Here is a 16,248-nt window from a genome sequence, read left to right as displayed (position 1 = left end):
CGAGACCGAACGCATTTCTTCTTTAAAATCAATAACCTGATCAACCAGACCACGACCAGGAACCCGCAGCGTCTAGAGTAAAACCCCTAAAGACGGCAGGGAAAATCGGCGTTCGGCGCCCCGCCGGGCGCCGCTCACGCCGGCACGGCGTTTCGCGTCGTGCAGCGCATCAGCCGACCGTTGCGCAGCGGGCTACAATGCCGGATCGAATCCGAATCAGGCAACGCTGGAGTGCAAGCATGGAATGCAAAGTAAGCTGGATGGGTCAGGACGGCATGGCGTTTTCCGCGCAGACCGGAAGCGGGCACCTCGTCGCGATGGACGGCGCGCCGGAAGGCGGCGGCCATAACCTCGCGCCGCGCCCGATGGAAATGGTGCTGGTCGGCACCGGCGGCTGCACCGCGTACGACGTCGTGCTGATCCTGAAGAAGAGCCGCCAGGAAGTCACCGGCTGCTCGGTCACGCTGAAGGCCGAACGCGCGAGCGAAGATCCGAAGGTGTTCACCAAGGTCCACTTCCACTTCACCGTCACGGGCCACAACCTGAACCCGGCCACGGTCGAGCGCGCGATCAACCTGTCGCACGACAAGTACTGCTCGGCGTCGATCATGATCGCGAAGACGGCCGAACTCACGCATTCGTTCGACATCGTCGCGGACTGACCCCGCGGCAGCCATGGATGAAAAAAAGGGCCGGCGCTCCCGATGGAGCGCCGGCCCTTTCGCATTCGAGCGGCAAAGCAGGCCGATAAGCCGGATTCTGTGCACGCCGCATGCCGAAGCACGCAGCGCGTGGCAGCCATTCCTCTAGGCGCGCCATTGCTGACGCGCTCAAGCTTCCTACCCGCAGACGAGACGGGGGCCCCGTCCTGCATCCGAAAATGCGCGCCTGCCTACTTGGAATTGCTCCGGGTGGAGGTTACCGTGCCGGCGAACGTCGCCGTCGCCGCGGTGCGCTCTTACCGCACCGTTTCACCCTTACCTGATCCCGGCTTGCGCCGGGCCATCGGCGGTTTGCTTTCTGTTGCCCTGTTCCGCGTGTCGCCACGGATGGCCGTTAGCCATCACCCTGCCCTGTGGAGTCCGGACTTTCCTCGCCCCCGCCTGCCCGAAGGCGACGAGGCCGCGACTGCCTGGCCTGCTTTGCGACGCGCATTCTAGCACTGTGCGCCGCCGCCGGCAGCACGCGAGCGGCGGCCGCTGCGGAAAACCGCCGGATCGTCATAGAACCCGGGTGCGGCATTCGCATCGCACCAGCCCGGCACGCCAAGCACCGGCAGCGGTGCGAAATCGCGGCTCGTCAGGTCGCGGGTCGCGAGCTCGCCGGCGATCCGCGCGTCGACATGCGCGGTACGCCGCGCGTCGGGCCACGCAAAATAGTCGTCACTCACTTCGACGATCCACGTGTGCGCGGTGCAGGACTTGTAAGGCGCGACGAGCTTCTCGAGCAGCGCATGGCCGACGAGCCGCGCCTCGCAGCGCGTGCCCCACGCGTCGCGCGCCGCCACCAGCAGCTGCGGCCAGTTGAAGCCGCGCAGCGCGTCGGCGAGCGTGCGCTCGGCCGTCACGAACAGCGCGGCGTTCTCGTCGAACAGCGTGAGCGCATCGCGCAGCGTGCCACGCACGGGCCCGACGCCGCCCGCGGTGTCGATCGCCGCGGCCTGGCGTGCGTTCAACGCGGCCTTGGTGCGCGGATACGCGAACCAGACGAGCGCATTGAAGAAGTCGTGAAGATTGTGGCGGGTCGGGACGCCGCCCGTGCCGGCGATATGGGTTTCGTATGCGACGCCGGGCGGCAGCTCGGCCTGCGGCACGAAGCGCAGCGGCCTGCCGCGGCCGCTGACGCGCGCGCCGTCGTGCATCGCGCCGTTCAATGCATCGAGCAGCGCGGCCTCGCCCGCGAGCGCGGCCGCCTGCAGCATACGGCCGGGCGCCGCGTAAGGCGCAAGCCACGGCGCGGACCAGTCGATCCGCGCAAACTCCGCCGCCGCGCCGCCGGCCGCCTGGCCGGCCCCGCGCGGCGGCGCGCCGCTCACGCGAACTTCCAGCCGATCGTTTCGCCGGCGCGCAGCGGCACGACCGGCGTATCGCCCGCGAAGACCTCGCGCGGCAGCTCCCAGGTCTCGCGACGCAGCATGATCGTCTCGGTGCTGTGCGGCAGCCCGTAGAAATCGGCGCCGAAGCGGCTCGCGAAATTTTCCAGCTTGTCGAGCGCGCCGGCCTGGTCGAACGCCTCCGCATACAGTTCGAGCGCGTGCAGCGCCGTGTAGCAGCCCGCGCAGCCGCACGCGGTTTCCTTCGCGCCGCGCGCGTGCGGCGCACTGTCGGTACCAAGGAAGAAGCGCGGGTTGCCCGACGTCGCGGCCTCGACGAGCGCGACGCGGTGCGTTTCGCGCTTCAGCACCGGCAGGCAGTAGTAATGCGGGCGAATCCCGCCGACGAACAGCGCGTTGCGGCTGTACAGCAGGTGCTGCGGGGTGAGCGTCGCACCGAGCAGGCCCGGCGCCGCGTCGGCGTCGCGCACGTAGTCGGCCGCGTCCTTCGTCGTGATGTGCTCGAACACGACCTTCAGGCCGGGGAAATCGCGGCGCAGCGGCGTCATCACGCGATCGATGAACACCTTCTCGCGATCGAACATGTCGACCGACGGATCGGTTACCTCGCCATGCACGAGCAGCGGCATGCCGGTTTCCTGCATGACCTCGAGCGTCTTCGCACACTTCGCGAGATCGCTGACGCCGTGGTCGGAGTTCGTCGTCGCGCCGGCCGGATACAGCTTCACCCCGTGCACGAAGCCGCTGTCGCGCGCGCGGCGGATTTCGTCGGGCGACGTGTTGTCGGTCAGGTACAGCGTCATCAGCGGCTCGAACGCCATGCCCGCCGGCAGCGCGGCCAGGATTCGCTCGCGATAGGCCTGCGCTTGCGCGGTGGTCGTGACGGGCGGCTTCAGGTTCGGCATCACGATCGCGCGGGCGAACTGGCGCGCCGTGTGCGGCAGCACCGCGGCCAGCATGTCGCCGTCGCGCAGGTGCAGGTGCAGGTCGTCGGGACGGGCGAGCGTGAGCGTCGCCGGAGAGGAAGCGTTCGAGGCAGTCATAGGAGGCGTCGTGAGGAACGGGCTGGCCTTCTGCGGGGCCGGAACGCGCGTGCGCGGGCCGACTGACGGCAAACCGCAACACGAGGCCTTCGGCCGGCGGAATCCGCTTTTTACCGCTCGAGGCTCGGTGATATGCTAGAAGTCATATTGTACCGGGGTTCACCCGGTTGGTTACCCTGCTTCCGCCCCCCGCCCCAAGTAAAATGTGCCAACTCCTAGGAATGAACTGCGCCGCGCCGACGGACGTCACATTCTCCTTCACAGGTTTCGCGGCCCGGGGCGGCCTCACCGATCATCATGCCGACGGCTGGGGGATCGCGTTCTTCGAGGACAAGGCCTGCCGCCTCTTCATCGACCAGCAGGCGTCGGCCACGTCGCCGATCGCCGAAATGGTGAAGCGCTACCCGATCAAGTCCAAGAACACGATCGCGCACATCCGCAAGGCCACGCAGGGCCACATCCTGCTCGAGAACAGCCACCCGTTCATGCGCGAGCTGTGGGGGCGGCACTGGATCTTCGCGCATAACGGCGATCTGCAGGACTACGAACCCGATCTCGACGGCAGCGTCTACCATCCGGTCGGCACGACCGACAGCGAGAAGGCGTTCTGCGTGCTGATGCAGGGGCTGCGCGAAGCGTTCCCCGGCGCGCAGCCGCCGTTGCCGGAGCTGTTCGAGCGCGTCGGCGAGCTGACGCGCGGCATCACCGATCACGGCGTATTCAACTTCCTGATGTCGAACGGCCAGGCGCTCTTCGCGCACTGCTCGACGCGGCTGCACTACCTCGTGCGGCGCTGGCCGTTCTCGACCGCGCATCTGGTCGACGAAGACCTGTCGATCGACTTCGCGAAATACACGACACCCGAGGATCGCGTCGCGGTGATCGCCACGCAGCCGCTGACCGACAACGAAATCTGGACCTCGTTCGAACCGGGCGAGCTGATCATGTTCCAGTGCGGCGACGTCGCCGCGCGGATGCAGATTCCGGTGCCCGAGCGTGTGCTCGAGAAGCTGCGCAACCCGGCACTCGACGCATCGGCATCCGCGCCGTGCGGCGGCGTGCGTCGCGAGGCGCTGGCGGCCGGCGCCGCGGACGACACCGACGACCCGATCGATTTCTGAGCCACGCGCGCTCGCGCCCTTTCCCACTTCCCTTGCCGTCGCCACGCGATGGCGCGATGGCCGGTCACGCCCGTCCGGCTTGCCCGGTTGTCCGCGCCGGCATCCGGGCCGTGCGCACTCGCGGAAAATCGCGCCGTTCTTCAGCCCGCGGTCCGGTTTTCGTTTCATCCGAGCCACAATTCCAGGTACCGAACCGGCCTCACGCAACATTCACTTGATTTTATTAATGTTCAAGTGAAAATAATACATACGCCGAATACATAAATACCAGATGGCATAATTACATAATCCGGAATCCACATTTTATCGCGACAATTTTCCGAGAACAGTGCGTCAGGCCACCGACAAGCGGCTCAAAAACCACTTCCTTAAAAATCCACCAAACCCTTGTACAGAAAGGCTTTCAGTTCGATTAATCACTCAATCAAAAAATACAGAATGAAATCGGCATTATCGCCACATTCTTTATTTTTTTGATAATAGACCGCCACCCCGATTAGTAGACTCCCTCCATCCCCGGTGTAATGGATCACGATTGGCGCGACATCGGCAAATGCGGCAATGACCGCCGCACGCCCATTCGAGCCAAATTCCCGCCGCGGAATGCGCCTTCACCGCGCCGCGGTGGATACCACTTCAAAACAAGAAAGAGGGCTTGTCGTGAATCACTCATTTCGATCGATATGGAGCGAAGCCGCCGGCTGCTGGGTCGCGGTTGCGGAAACGACCCGGGCGCGCGGCAAGCGTTCAGGCAGCGAATCGGGCACAAGCCGCCGTGCCGGCCGCACGGCGGCCCGTCGCTCGTCGCTGCACGTCGCCGCGCTCGGTGCCGCACTGGCCGCGCTGTCGGCCGGCTCCGCGTACGCATCGACCTGCGGCGACGGTTCGGCGGTCGCGAGCGGCGGCAACTGCGCGCTCGGCAGCTTCAGCCCGACCGTGAACGACAACCTGGCCGGTGCCACGGCCGTGTCCGGCGGCGACACGGTCGGCGTGACGGGTGCATGGACCGGCGCCGCCGCCGACCCCGGCTATACGCTCACGCCGATCGGCAATACGTCCATCGTGTCGGGCAACCCGAACCAGCCGCTGCTGTCGCTCGGCGGCAAGACGCAGAGCATCAGCACGCCCGACTCGATCACCGGCACCCACACGTCGATCGCCACCTACAGCTCGTCCGCGTTCGCCGCGTCGACGGTCGGCGCGACCAACGTGCCCGTCTACCATGACGTGAACGGCAGCCAGTACGTGAACCTGCGGATCGGCACCGTCGACAACACCGGCGGCACGCTGAACATGTCGATCGGCAATCCGGCGAACGCGCCCGATGCGGCCGGCAATGCGATCTCGATCGCACCGAAGCAGACCGACCTGACCTTCGCGGACGGCACCGGCACGGCAAGGAGCGTCGTCAACTGGAATTCGCGCAACCGGATCTGGCTCGGCACCGGCGACTATCTCGCGAGCGGCGGCCCCGTCGGCAACGTCCAGCTCGACGTGCCGACCTATGCGGGCACCTTCACCGCGTTCGACGGCAGCACGTGGACCGTCGGCGACGCCGCGTCGCTCGCCGCGTACAACGACTTCCTCGTGCGTTCGGTCCAGAGCGGCGCGCTCGGCTCGCAGGCCGCGTACGACACCGCGTTCGGCCAGGCCGTCACGTTCACGCAGCAAACTTTCCAGTACGCGAACAACGTGTCCGCCGGCGACAAGAACACGCTGCCGATCGATCACCTGTCGGCGATGCACGGCACGGGCGCGAACGCGATGCTGCAGATCGGCAAGGACGGCCAGATCGACTTCCGCGGCACCAACACGATCGCGTCGAGCTCGGCCGTCCTCGCGGAAAACGGCGCGCACTTCGTCAACGACGGCCGCCTGTCGGGCGACTTCACGCTGGTGCGCCTGCTGAGCGGTGCGAGCGGCGTCAACAACGGCGTGATCTCGTCCGGCTACGCGTCCGGCGACAACGTCGACACGCGCAGCAGCACGCCGCCCGACAACTTCGGGTTCCACGCGTACACCGAGGGCAACGGCGTATACGCAAGCGGCACGGGCACGACGTTCGTGAACAACGGCGTGATGAACGTCGGCGCATGGACGCTCGACGGCAACCGCCCCGACCTGCAGAACTACGCGGTGGCCGTGACGAACGGCGCGCGCGCGTCGAACGCCGGCACGATCAACGTCGGCGTCAACGCAACGACGCTCGACAGCCAGGTGATCGGCGGTTTCGCGGCCGGCGGTACCTTCGCGAACGCGGCCGGCGGCACGATCCATCTCGGCCGCGCGGCCCAGTACGGGCCGGGGGCGGCGTCGAACGACGTCGCGCTGTCCGCGCACGCGTATGGGATCCTGCTCGGCGCATCGGGCACCGCCAGCAACCTCGGCTCGATCGTCATCGGCTCGCAGACGCAAAACGGCGCGGGGATGGCGAGCCTCGGCTCGTCGTCCGGCACGTTGCGCAACGCGGGCGCGATCGTCGTGAACGGCGCGGCGCCCGGCACGCCGCTCGCGAACGTCGGCATGCTCGCGGCCAACACGGCTGCCATCGTGACCAACACGGGCACGATCACGCTGAACGGCGTAAACGGCATCGGCATCATGGTGGTCGGCACCGGCTCGACCGCGACGGCCGCGACGTCGACCGGCACGATCAACGTGGCCGGCGGCCTCGATCCGGCTTCGGACACGCGCAACTACGGCGTATGGGCCGAAGGGCCGCGAGCAAAGGCCACGGTCGACGGTGCGCTCAACCTGACGGGCAACGGCGCGATCGGCGTCCATGCGCGCTCCGGCGCGACCATCCACGTCGGCACGAACGCGGTGCCCCACTTCATGTCGGGCACGAACCAGATCGGCTTCCATGCGTACGGCGCGGGCTCGAAGATCACCGTCGCCGCGCAGCACCTGAGCGTCGATACCGACGATTCGACGCTGTTCCGGATCGCGGGCGGCGCGGCCTATGCGGGCACGTCGTCGGTCGGCACGCTGACGACGGACGTGAACGGCCAGGGCGCGCGCGGCGTGCTCGCGACCGGCCCCGGCACGACGCTGTCGACCGGCGACGCCGTCTACAACGTCAACGGCACGAACGGCATCGCGGTGGCGATCGAGGGTGGTGCACAGGGCGCGATCGACGCCGGCGCGACGATCAACCTGAATGCGGCCGGCGCGATCGCGGGCGTCGTCGACGGCCAGGCGCACGACCTCGCGGGCGCGAATGCCGGCGCGCCGGTCGCGACGACGCTGACCAACGATGCCGCGGTCGCCTCGTCGAGCGCGGGCGTAACGGGTTTCGTCGTGCGGAACCTCGGCACACTCGAGAACCGCGACACGGTGCAGCTGACCGGCGCCGGCTCGACGGGCGTCGTGGTCGGCGCGCTCGGCACGGTCGACAACGCGTCGACGCTCCGCGTATCGAACGGCACCGGCGCGCTCGTGCAGGGCGCGTCGGCGACGCTCGCCAACGCGGGCACGATCGAGGCCGACGACGGCGTCGCGGGCGTGCACCTGACCGGCGCGGGCGCGTCGGTCGCGCTGTCTGGCACGGGCACCGTCGTCGCGAACGGCAGCGCCGACGGCGTGCTGATCGACTCGTCCGTGTCGGACGGCGGGATCGCGGCCGGCGCGACGTCGATCGCGGCGGGCGGTACCGGCAAGGGCATCGACAACCTCGGCACGAACACGACGATCGTGCTGTCGGGCACGCGGATCGGCACGACCGGCAACGGCGCCGACGGGCTATCGTCGACGGGCGCGGGCGCGCGCATCGCGACCGATGCGGCGGCGACCGTCGTGCGCACCGCCGGCGACAACGCACGCGGCCTCGTGGTGACGGGCGCGGATTCGACGCTCGCGGCCGACGGCACGACCGTCGCGACGACGGGCGCCGGCGCGCACGCGATCGTCGCGGGCAGCGGCGCGACCGCGTGGCTGTCGGGCGCGCAGGTCTCCACGGCGGGCGCGGCAGCCGACGGCCTCGTCGCACGGAACGGCGGCCGCATCGGCGACACGCGGTCGTCGATCGCAAGCGCGGCCGGCAACGGCGCGACCGTCGACGGCGGCGGCGTGCTCGCGCTGACCGGCACGACGCTCAAGGGTGCGACGGCCGGCGTGCTGAGCACCGACACGCTCGCGACCGGCGCGACGAGCTCGGTGCTCGTCGACGGCGGCAGCGTCGCATCCGTCGCCGGGCCGGCGTTCGCCGCGCGCGGCGGCACGGTCGACATCGCGGTGCGCAACGGCACCGTCGTGACGGCCGGTAAGGGCACGCTGCTCGACCTCGCGAGCGGCAGCACCGCGACCTTCAACGCATCGGCCGTGAATCTCGCCGGCGACATCCTGTCGGACGCGTCGAGCACCGGCAACGTGTTCCTGACGCACGGCACGACCCTGACCGGCAGGATCGACCCGGTCGCGCTGACGGTCGACGCCACGAGCACGTGGCATATGACCGCCAGTTCCGTGCTGAGCAGCCTGAACAACGGGGGCCTGGTCGCGTTCGCCGCGCCGTCCGGCGCGCCAACGGCGGCGGGCAGCTACAGGACGCTGACGACCGGCAGCTACGTCGGCAACGGCGGGACGATCGCGCTGAACACCTACCTCGGCGCCGACGCATCGCCGACCGACCGGCTGATCGTGAACGGCGGTGCCGCAAGCGGCACGACGGGGCTGAAGATCGCGAACACGGCCGGCACCGGCGCGCAGACGACGGGCGACGGGATTCCGGTAGTCGTCACGGCCAACGGCGGCACGACCACCGCATCGGCATTTCATCTCGCGGGCCCGGTGCAGGCCGGCGCGTATGAATACCGGCTCTACCGCGGCGGACAAAGCGATGCGAACGGCTGGTACCTGCGCTCGCAGCTCGACCCGACGGACCCCGGCGATCCGGTCGGCCCGACCGTCATCGACGGCGGCGGCAACGGCGGCAATCTCGCGTACCGCCCGGCCGTTGCAGGCTACGCGATGACACCGCTGCTGAACGCCGACTACGGCTTCTCGACGCTCGGCAAGCTGCACGAGCGCGTCGGCGACATCGACAACCTCGAGAAGCAGGCGCCGGGCAACCACGACGGCGTGTGGGGCCGCATCGGCGGACAGAGCCTCGACGCGAACGCGGGCCGCTTCGCGGCCGACGAGCGCACGTTCTTCGCGCAGTTCGGCAAGGACTGGACGCTCGACCGGGCACCCGCCGGCGGCAGCACGCATGCGGGCGTGACGGCGAGCATCGGCGTCGCGAACGCGAGCTTCAGCGACATCGCGCGCGCCGATACGCCAGGCCTGTCGACGTCGACGGGCTCGGTCGAGATGCACGCGCAGAGCGTGGGCGGCTACTGGACGCGCTACCTGTCCGACGGCACCTACTTCGACAGCGTCGGCCAGGTCACGCACTACGGCAACCGCTATCGCGACGGCTACGGCAACGAGGCATCGCAGCACGGCTTCGGCATCGCGCTGTCGCAGGAGGTCGGCAAGCCGTTCGGAATCGGCGGCACGCCGATTGCGGTCGAGCCGCAGGCGCAGCTGATGTATCAGTACCTGAAGCTGAACGGGTTCAACGACAACGTGTCGGCCGTGTCGGGCACGACCACCCACGCGCTGCGCGGGCGCGTCGGCGTGCGGATCTTCCGGCCGAACCTCGACGCGAACGCGGGCGGCGGCGCCGCGACGCCGTACTTCACGGCCGACGTGCTGCACGACTTCCTGTCGCCGGGCCAGACCGTCGTCGGCGGCACGCCGTTCGCGACGCACCTGGGCCGCACGTGGTACGAGCTCGGCCTTGGCGTGACCGCGGGCTTCGGCAAGTCGGGCGCGCTGTACGCGAACGTGAAATATGCGCGCAACATCGGCGGCGATTACCGGCGCGGCGTCACGGGGCAGGTCGGGTACCGCTACAGCTGGTAACGCGCGAGGCGAACCCGTCCGCCGGCGACCGGCGGCAAACGAAAAAAAACCGCCCGGCGTTCGGCCGGGCGGTTTCCGCATTCGCGCACACGAAGCATGCGATGCCCGAACGCTCAGTGCAGGATTTTCGCGAGAAAGTCCTTCGCGCGATCCGACTTCGGATTCGAGAAGAAATCGTCCTTGCGGTCGTCCTCGACGATCGCGCCCTTGTCCATGAAGATCACGCGATGGGCGACCTTCTTCGCGAAGCCCATTTCGTGCGTGACGACCATCATCGTCATCCCTTCCTGCGCGAGCTCGACCATCACGTCGAGCACTTCGTTGATCATCTCCGGATCGAGCGCGGACGTCGGTTCGTCGAACAGCATCGCGATCGGATCCATCGACAACGCGCGCGCGATCGCGACACGCTGCTGCTGGCCGCCCGACAACTGGCCCGGGAACTTGTGCGCATGCGCCTTCAGGCCGACTCGATCGAGCAGCTTCATGCCCTTCTCGGCCGCTTCGTCCTTGCCGCGGCCGAGCACCTTGATCTGCGCGAGCGTCAGGTTCTCGGTGATCGACAGGTGCGGGAACAGCTCGAAATGCTGGAACACCATCCCGACCTTCGAGCGCAGCTTCGACAGGTTCGTCTTCTTGTCGCCGACCGACTGGCCGTTCACGAGGATCTCGCCCTGCTGGAACGGCTCGAGGCCGTTCACGGTCTTGATCAGCGTCGACTTGCCCGAACCCGACGGACCGCACACGACGACCACCTCGCCTTTCTTGACCTCGGTCGTGCAATCGGCGAGGACCTGAAACTGGCCATACCACTTCGAAACGTTCTTGATGGAAATCATCTTGTGACCTTTTTCTGGAGACCTTTGACCAGGGCAGACGCCACCGAGCAAATCACGAAATAGCATGCACCCGCGAACAGGACCATCTCGACGGTCGTGCCGTCGCGATCGCCGATGTTGGCAGCCGTGCGGAAGAAGTCCGCGAGACTGATCACGTACACGAGCGACGTATCCTGGAACAGGACGATCGCCTGCGTGAGCAGCAGCGGCACCATCGCGCGGAACGCCTGCGGCAGGATCACGAGGCGCATGGCCTGCGCGTAGTTCATGCCGAGCGCGAACGCGGCGTTCACCTGCCCGCGCGGCACCGCCTGGATGCCGGCACGGATGATCTCGGAATAATACGCGGCTTCGAACAGCGAGAATGCGACCATCGCCGACGCAAGCCGGATGTCGATCGTCGGCGACAGCCCGAGCACGCCCTGCAGCACCTGCGGCACGATCAGGAAGAACCACAGCAGCACCATCACGAGCGGGATCGAGCGGAACACCGTCACGTATGCTTTCGCGAACCACGCGAGCGGCTTCACGCCGGACAGCCGGAGCAGCGCCAGCAGCGTGCCCCACACGATGCCGACGACGATCGCGATCAGCGTGATCTTGAACGTGATGATCGCGCCGGACCACAGCGTCGGAATCGCGCCGGGGATACTACTCCAGTCGAACTGATGCATCACTTGCCTCCGATGTAGCCGGACAGCCGCGTGCGGCCTTCGATCCAGCGCATGAACGCCATCACGACGAGGTTGATGACCACGTACGCGAGCGTCACCGCGATGAACGACTCGTAGGTCTGCGCGGTGTAGTCGACGAGCTGGCGCGCCTGCGCGGACAGGTCGAGCAGGCCGATCGTCGACGCGACCGCCGAGTTCTTGAAGATGTTCAGGAACTCGGACGTGAGCGGCGGCACGATGATCCGGTACGCGACCGGCAGCAGCACGTAGCGGTACGTCTGCCATTGCGTGAAGCCCATCGCGAGGCCGGCCGCGCGCTGGCCCTTCGGCAGCGCGTTGATCCCCGAGCGCACCTGTTCGCACACGCGCGCGCCGGTGAACAGCCCGAGACAGATGATCGACGCGGTGAAGAACTGCGTGGTCGGCGGCAGTTGCTTGATCCAGGTGCCGATCGACGCGGGCAGCAGCTCGGGTATCACGAGATACCAGACGAAGAACTGCACGATCAGCGGAATGTTCCGGAAGATCGACACGTACACGGTGCCGATCGCGGACAGCCATTTGTTCGGCACCGTGCGCAGCACGCCGAACAGCGAACCGACGATCAGCGCGATGACCCAGGCGACGAGCGACACTTCGATCGTCACCCAGAAGCCGGACATCAACCAGCCGAAATAAGTCGTCGGCTCGCCGGTCGAGACGGGGCTCAGGAAGATGCCCCAGTTCCAGTGGTAAGACATGGGCAAGACTCCAGCAAAAAGAAACGGAAGAAGCGTGGCCTCTTCCGTTTCAGTAGCGTCATTTCTGCATCAACGGCCGCGTGGTCAGTCGAGCGCCTTGTCGTTCGGGTTCGCGTACAGCTTCTTCATCGAATCGGACAGCGGGAAGTTCAGGTTCAGCCCCTTCGGCGGAATCGGGCTTTCGAACCACTTCGCGTAGATCTTCGCGGCTTCGCCCGACTTCTCGACTTGCGAGATCGCGTCGTCGACGACCTTCTTGAAGTCCGCATCGCCCTTGCGCATCATGCAGCCGTAGGCCTCTTCCGATTGCGGCGTGCCGACGATCGCCCACTCGCCCGGCTGCTTCGCCTTCGCGCGCTCGCCCGCGAGCAGCGCGTCGTCCATCATGAACGCGACCGCGCGGCCCGACTCGAGCGTGTTGAACGAGTCGCCGTGGTCCTTCGCGCTGATGATGTTCATGCCCAGCTGCTTGTCGTTGTTCATCTTGCGCAGCAGGCGCTCGGACGTCGTGCCGGCGGTGGTCACGACCGTCTTGCCCTTCAGGTCGGCGAACTCCTTCACGCCCGAATCCTTCTTCGTCATCAGGCGCGTGCCGATCACGAAGATCGTGTCGGAGAACGCCGCTTGCTGCTGACGCTCGACGTTGTTGGTCGTCGAGCCGCACTCGATGTCGACCGTGCCGTTCTGCACGAGCGGGATGCGGTTCTGCGACGTGACCGGGATGTTCTTGACCTGCAGGTTCGGCAGGTTCAGCTTCTTCTTCACCGCGTCCACGACCTTCAGCTGGAATTCGCGCGAATAGCCGACGACCTGCTGGTTCTGGTCATAGTAGGAGAACGGGATCGACGATTCGCGGTGCCCCAGCGCGATCACGCCCGTGTCCTTGATCTTCTTCAGCGTGCCGGTCTCCTGCGCATGCGCGCCGCTCGCGAACGCGCACAGCGCCGCGACCATCAGGACAGCCTTGTGGTATTTCATTTTGGTCATCTCCTTGGCTAAAACCCGCGCCAGTGTATCAAAGTAATATTTTTGAAAGTACTGGTTGTTAACCGAACTACGAATCGTCCCGTGCGAAGCCGTCCTCCCGGCTTCGGGCGCGCTTGCGGCGCCTGAATGCGCGCGCGGGCGGTGCCGGATTCGGCACCGCCCGCGAGGGTTCATGCGCGCAATCGGATGGATTGCGTCATGCCTTGATCGTAGTCACCGATCAGGGGTACAGGCCGCGCATTTCGCGCGCCATCAGGATGCGCTTGCACGCGACGATGAACGCCGCCGTACGCACCGACACCTTGTGCTCTTCCGCGACCGCCCACACGCCGGCGAACGCTTCGCGCATCACGCGCTCGAGACGGTGGTTGATCTCGTCTTCCGTCCAGAAGAAGCTCGAGAAGTCCTGCACCCACTCGAAGTACGACACGGTCACGCCGCCCGCGTTCGCGATCACGTCCGGAATCACGAGCACGCCGTTCGCGCTCAGGATGTCGTCGGCCGCCGTCGTCGTCGGGCCGTTCGCGCCTTCGACGATGATCTTCGTGCGGATCTTCGCTGCGTTCTTCTCGGTGATCTGGTTTTCCAGTGCCGCCGGGATCAGGATGTCGGTCTCGACCGTCCAGAACTCGTCGTTCGGCATCGGCTCGGCGCCTTCGAAGCCCGCGACGCCGCCCGTGCGCGCGACGTGGTCGAGCAGCTTGTTGGAATCGAGGCCGGCCGGCCGGTAGATCGTGCCCGTGTGATCCTGCACCGCGATCACCTTCGCACCCGCTTCCTGGAACAGCTTCGCCGCGATGCCGCCGACGTTGCCGAAGCCCTGCACCGCGATGCGCGCGCCTTCGATTTCCAGGCCCTTCTTCTTCGCCGCTTCGCAGCCGACGACGAACACGCCGCGGCCCGTCGCTTCCTTGCGGCCGAGCGAACCGCCGAGCGAGATCGGCTTGCCGGTCACGACGCCCGTCGACGTCTGGCCCTGGTTCATCGAGAACGTGTCCATCATCCACGCCATCACCTGTTCGTTGGTGTTGACGTCCGGCGCCGGAATGTCGGTGTTCGGCCCGATGATGATGCCGATTTCGCTGGTGTAGCGACGCGTCACGCGCTCGAGCTCACCGCGCGACAGCTTGCGCGGATCGACGCGGATGCCGCCCTTCGCACCGCCGTACGGCACGTTCACGGCCGCGTTCTTCACCGACATCCATGCGGACAGTGCCATCACTTCCGACAGCGTCACGTCCTGGTGGTAACGCACGCCGCCCTTGCCCGGACCGCGCGACACGTTGTGCTGCACGCGATAGCCTTCGAAGTGCGCGACGGTGCCGTTGTCGAGTTCGATGGGTACGTCGACGATCAGGATGCGCTTCGGACGCTTCAGCGTTTCAAGCCAGCGCGACAGCGAACCGAGGTACGGTGCGACGCGATCGACCTGCTGAAGGTAGTTGCCCCACGGGCCGAGATCGTCGGCGTGCAGGTAGGACGGGATGGACTGCAGTTGCGAAGACATGGATGCTCCAACGTTCAACGAAGTGCGCACATTGTCGAAAAACCCGTTTTTTTTATCCAATGCCGTTTGCTTATTCGATTATGCGTTTCTTGCATGATCGGGATTTTTCGCAAATCCGCGGTCGATTTGCGCAAGAACGCCCGCGATCGGTCGTGCATCGCGTCGACGAAAAATCGTCGGGGAAGCCGCCGGACGCCCGCCGGACAGGCGTCTGGCAGGCGCCGCAAGCCGGTCGTCAGCCGCGCGCCTGACCGGCCCGGTTAACCGCCCACGGTTAACCGGCCGCTTCGCGCAATTCGTCGCGCACGACGTCCCACAGCGCGCGCACGAGCTTCTGGCGCGGATCGTCGCCCTGCAGCGCGAGCTTGTCGCAGTACAGGCGGATCTCCATCGTCAGCGTGAACGGATGCGTGCCGCCGCGCGCGGAACGGTCGAGCCGGATCAGGCGGCCGCTCGCCACCGCGTCCTCGACCGCGCTGTGCGGCAGGAACGCGACGCCGTGGCCCGCGAGCGCCATCGCCTTCAGCCCTTCGGCCATGTCGGTTTCGTACACGCGATCGAGAAACAGGGGGGTCGGTGCGTTCGCAACGATGACTTCGGTCATCCGGCCGAGATACGCGTTCGGCGTATACGACAGGTACGGCACGCGCGCCTCGGCCGTGCCCGGCAGCGTGTAGCGCGGCCGGCCCGCGCGGCCCGGCGCCGAGAACGCGCTGATCGGCTCGCTGCCGAGGACCAGCATGTCGTAGCGGGCCGGGTCGAGCGCGACCGGGTGGCTCGGGTGGTGGTAGCCCATCACGAGGTCGCAGCCGCCCTCGACGAGCGACAGCACGGCGTCGTGCACGTTCAGCGCGCGCAGCCGCGTGTGGACCTGCCCCATCTTCGCCTCGATCCGCTGCAGCCAGCGCGGAAAGTACGTGAGCGACAGCGTGTGCGGCACCGCGAACTCGATGGTCGGCACCGGCGCGCCGACGTGGCCGCGCAGCAGCGTGCGCGCCTCGTGTGCCTGCGACAGCATCGTCAGCGCCTGCTCGTAGAAGATCTGGCCGGCCTGCGTGAGCCGCGTCGGATAGACCGAACGATCGATCAGTTCGGTCGCGAGCCAGGCCTCGAGCGCCTGGATGCGCCGCGAGAACGCGGGCTGCGACACGTGCCGCAGTTCGGCGGACCGGCTAAAGCTGCGCGTTTCCGCGAGCGAGACGAAGTCTTCGAGCCATTTCAGTTCCATGCAGGCGGGCGCGGCGGGCGGCGGTCGGGAAGAAGCCTGCATTCTACCGGCGGGCGGGCCCGCCCGGCGGCGTGGCGGGCAGCCCGGCGAGCCGGCGCGGGCGCCTGCCGGCAGGCCAATCGCGCGCCGCCCGGGCACCGGGTGCGTGC

Annotated in this window: 11 protein-coding genes and 1 other RNA gene; 3 read left to right on the top strand and 9 right to left on the bottom strand. The window is 67.2% G+C overall.

All coding sequences use genetic code 11. The features are described from left to right. Positions 1-197 precede the first annotated feature (197 nt). Positions 198-662 (top strand): OsmC family protein, encoded by a 465-nt coding sequence (locus DIE22_RS07930; protein ID WP_124498196.1) that lies wholly within the window; start codon positions 198-200, stop codon positions 660-662. A gap of 70 nt (positions 663-732) precedes the next feature. On the opposite strand, the gene rnpB is transcribed toward DIE22_RS07930, so the two are convergent. The 3 genes from rnpB to pyrC all read right to left on the bottom strand — a co-directional run bounded on the left by rnpB (position 733) and on the right by pyrC (position 3,096). After that, an RNA gene (rnpB, locus tag DIE22_RS07925) (RNase P RNA component class A) lies at positions 733-1,144 on the bottom strand. 12 nt (positions 1,145-1,156) lie between these two features. Next, positions 1,157-2,035: a DUF3025 domain-containing protein gene (locus DIE22_RS07920; protein ID WP_124604836.1), complete on the bottom strand. Its 879-nt coding sequence runs from the start codon at positions 2,033-2,035 to the stop codon at positions 1,157-1,159. Beyond that, complete coding sequence (gene pyrC, locus DIE22_RS07915) at positions 2,032-3,096, bottom strand: dihydroorotase (RefSeq protein ID WP_124604835.1); 1,065 nt, start codon at positions 3,094-3,096, stop codon at positions 2,032-2,034. The genes DIE22_RS07920 and pyrC overlap by 4 nt, the downstream gene beginning before the upstream one ends. A 203-nt stretch (positions 3,097-3,299) precedes the next feature. On the opposite strand from pyrC, the gene DIE22_RS07910 reads away from it, so the two are divergent. Beyond that, complete coding sequence (locus tag DIE22_RS07910; RefSeq protein ID WP_124498193.1) at positions 3,300-4,217, top strand: class II glutamine amidotransferase; 918 nt, start codon at positions 3,300-3,302, stop codon at positions 4,215-4,217. A gap of 660 nt (positions 4,218-4,877) precedes the next feature. After that, the gene (locus DIE22_RS07905) at positions 4,878-10,124 is read left to right on the top strand and encodes an autotransporter outer membrane beta-barrel domain-containing protein (RefSeq protein ID WP_124604834.1); all 5,247 of its coding nucleotides are present in this window, start codon (positions 4,878-4,880) and stop codon (positions 10,122-10,124) included. Positions 10,125-10,237: 113 nt separating this feature from the next. Here DIE22_RS07905 and DIE22_RS07900 read toward each other — a convergent pair whose 3' ends face one another. The 6 genes from DIE22_RS07900 to DIE22_RS07875 all read right to left on the bottom strand — a co-directional run bounded on the left by DIE22_RS07900 (position 10,238) and on the right by DIE22_RS07875 (position 16,099). Beyond that, on the bottom strand, positions 10,238-10,963 hold the full coding sequence (locus DIE22_RS07900; protein WP_014898077.1) for an amino acid ABC transporter ATP-binding protein: 726 nt from the start codon (positions 10,961-10,963) through the stop codon (positions 10,238-10,240). Beyond that, positions 10,960-11,637, bottom strand: a complete 678-nt coding sequence (gltK, locus tag DIE22_RS07895; RefSeq protein WP_124500292.1) for a glutamate/aspartate ABC transporter permease GltK — start codon at positions 11,635-11,637, stop codon at positions 10,960-10,962. The genes DIE22_RS07900 and gltK overlap by 4 nt, the downstream gene beginning before the upstream one ends. Beyond that, the gene (locus DIE22_RS07890) at positions 11,637-12,377 is read right to left on the bottom strand and encodes an amino acid ABC transporter permease (RefSeq protein WP_124500291.1); all 741 of its coding nucleotides are present in this window, start codon (positions 12,375-12,377) and stop codon (positions 11,637-11,639) included. The genes gltK and DIE22_RS07890 overlap by 1 nt, the downstream gene beginning before the upstream one ends. Before the next feature lie 84 nt (positions 12,378-12,461). Next, the gene (locus DIE22_RS07885; protein WP_185640572.1) at positions 12,462-13,355 is read right to left on the bottom strand and encodes a glutamate/aspartate ABC transporter substrate-binding protein; all 894 of its coding nucleotides are present in this window, start codon (positions 13,353-13,355) and stop codon (positions 12,462-12,464) included. Between the two features lie 229 nt (positions 13,356-13,584). Continuing rightward, positions 13,585-14,871: a Glu/Leu/Phe/Val dehydrogenase gene (locus DIE22_RS07880; protein ID WP_124500289.1), complete on the bottom strand. Its 1,287-nt coding sequence runs from the start codon at positions 14,869-14,871 to the stop codon at positions 13,585-13,587. Between the two features lie 274 nt (positions 14,872-15,145). Further along, a complete protein-coding gene (locus DIE22_RS07875; RefSeq protein WP_124500288.1) occupies positions 15,146-16,099 on the bottom strand; it encodes a LysR substrate-binding domain-containing protein in 954 nt (317 codons plus the stop codon). Between the last annotated feature and the right edge of the window lie 149 nt (positions 16,100-16,248).

It is taken from the genome of Burkholderia sp. Bp9142, from assembly GCF_003853415.1.
Taxonomy (GTDB): domain Bacteria; phylum Pseudomonadota; class Gammaproteobacteria; order Burkholderiales; family Burkholderiaceae; genus Burkholderia.
Note: the sequence above shows the minus strand (reverse complement) of the source record. Positions and strands in the feature narration are given on the sequence as shown.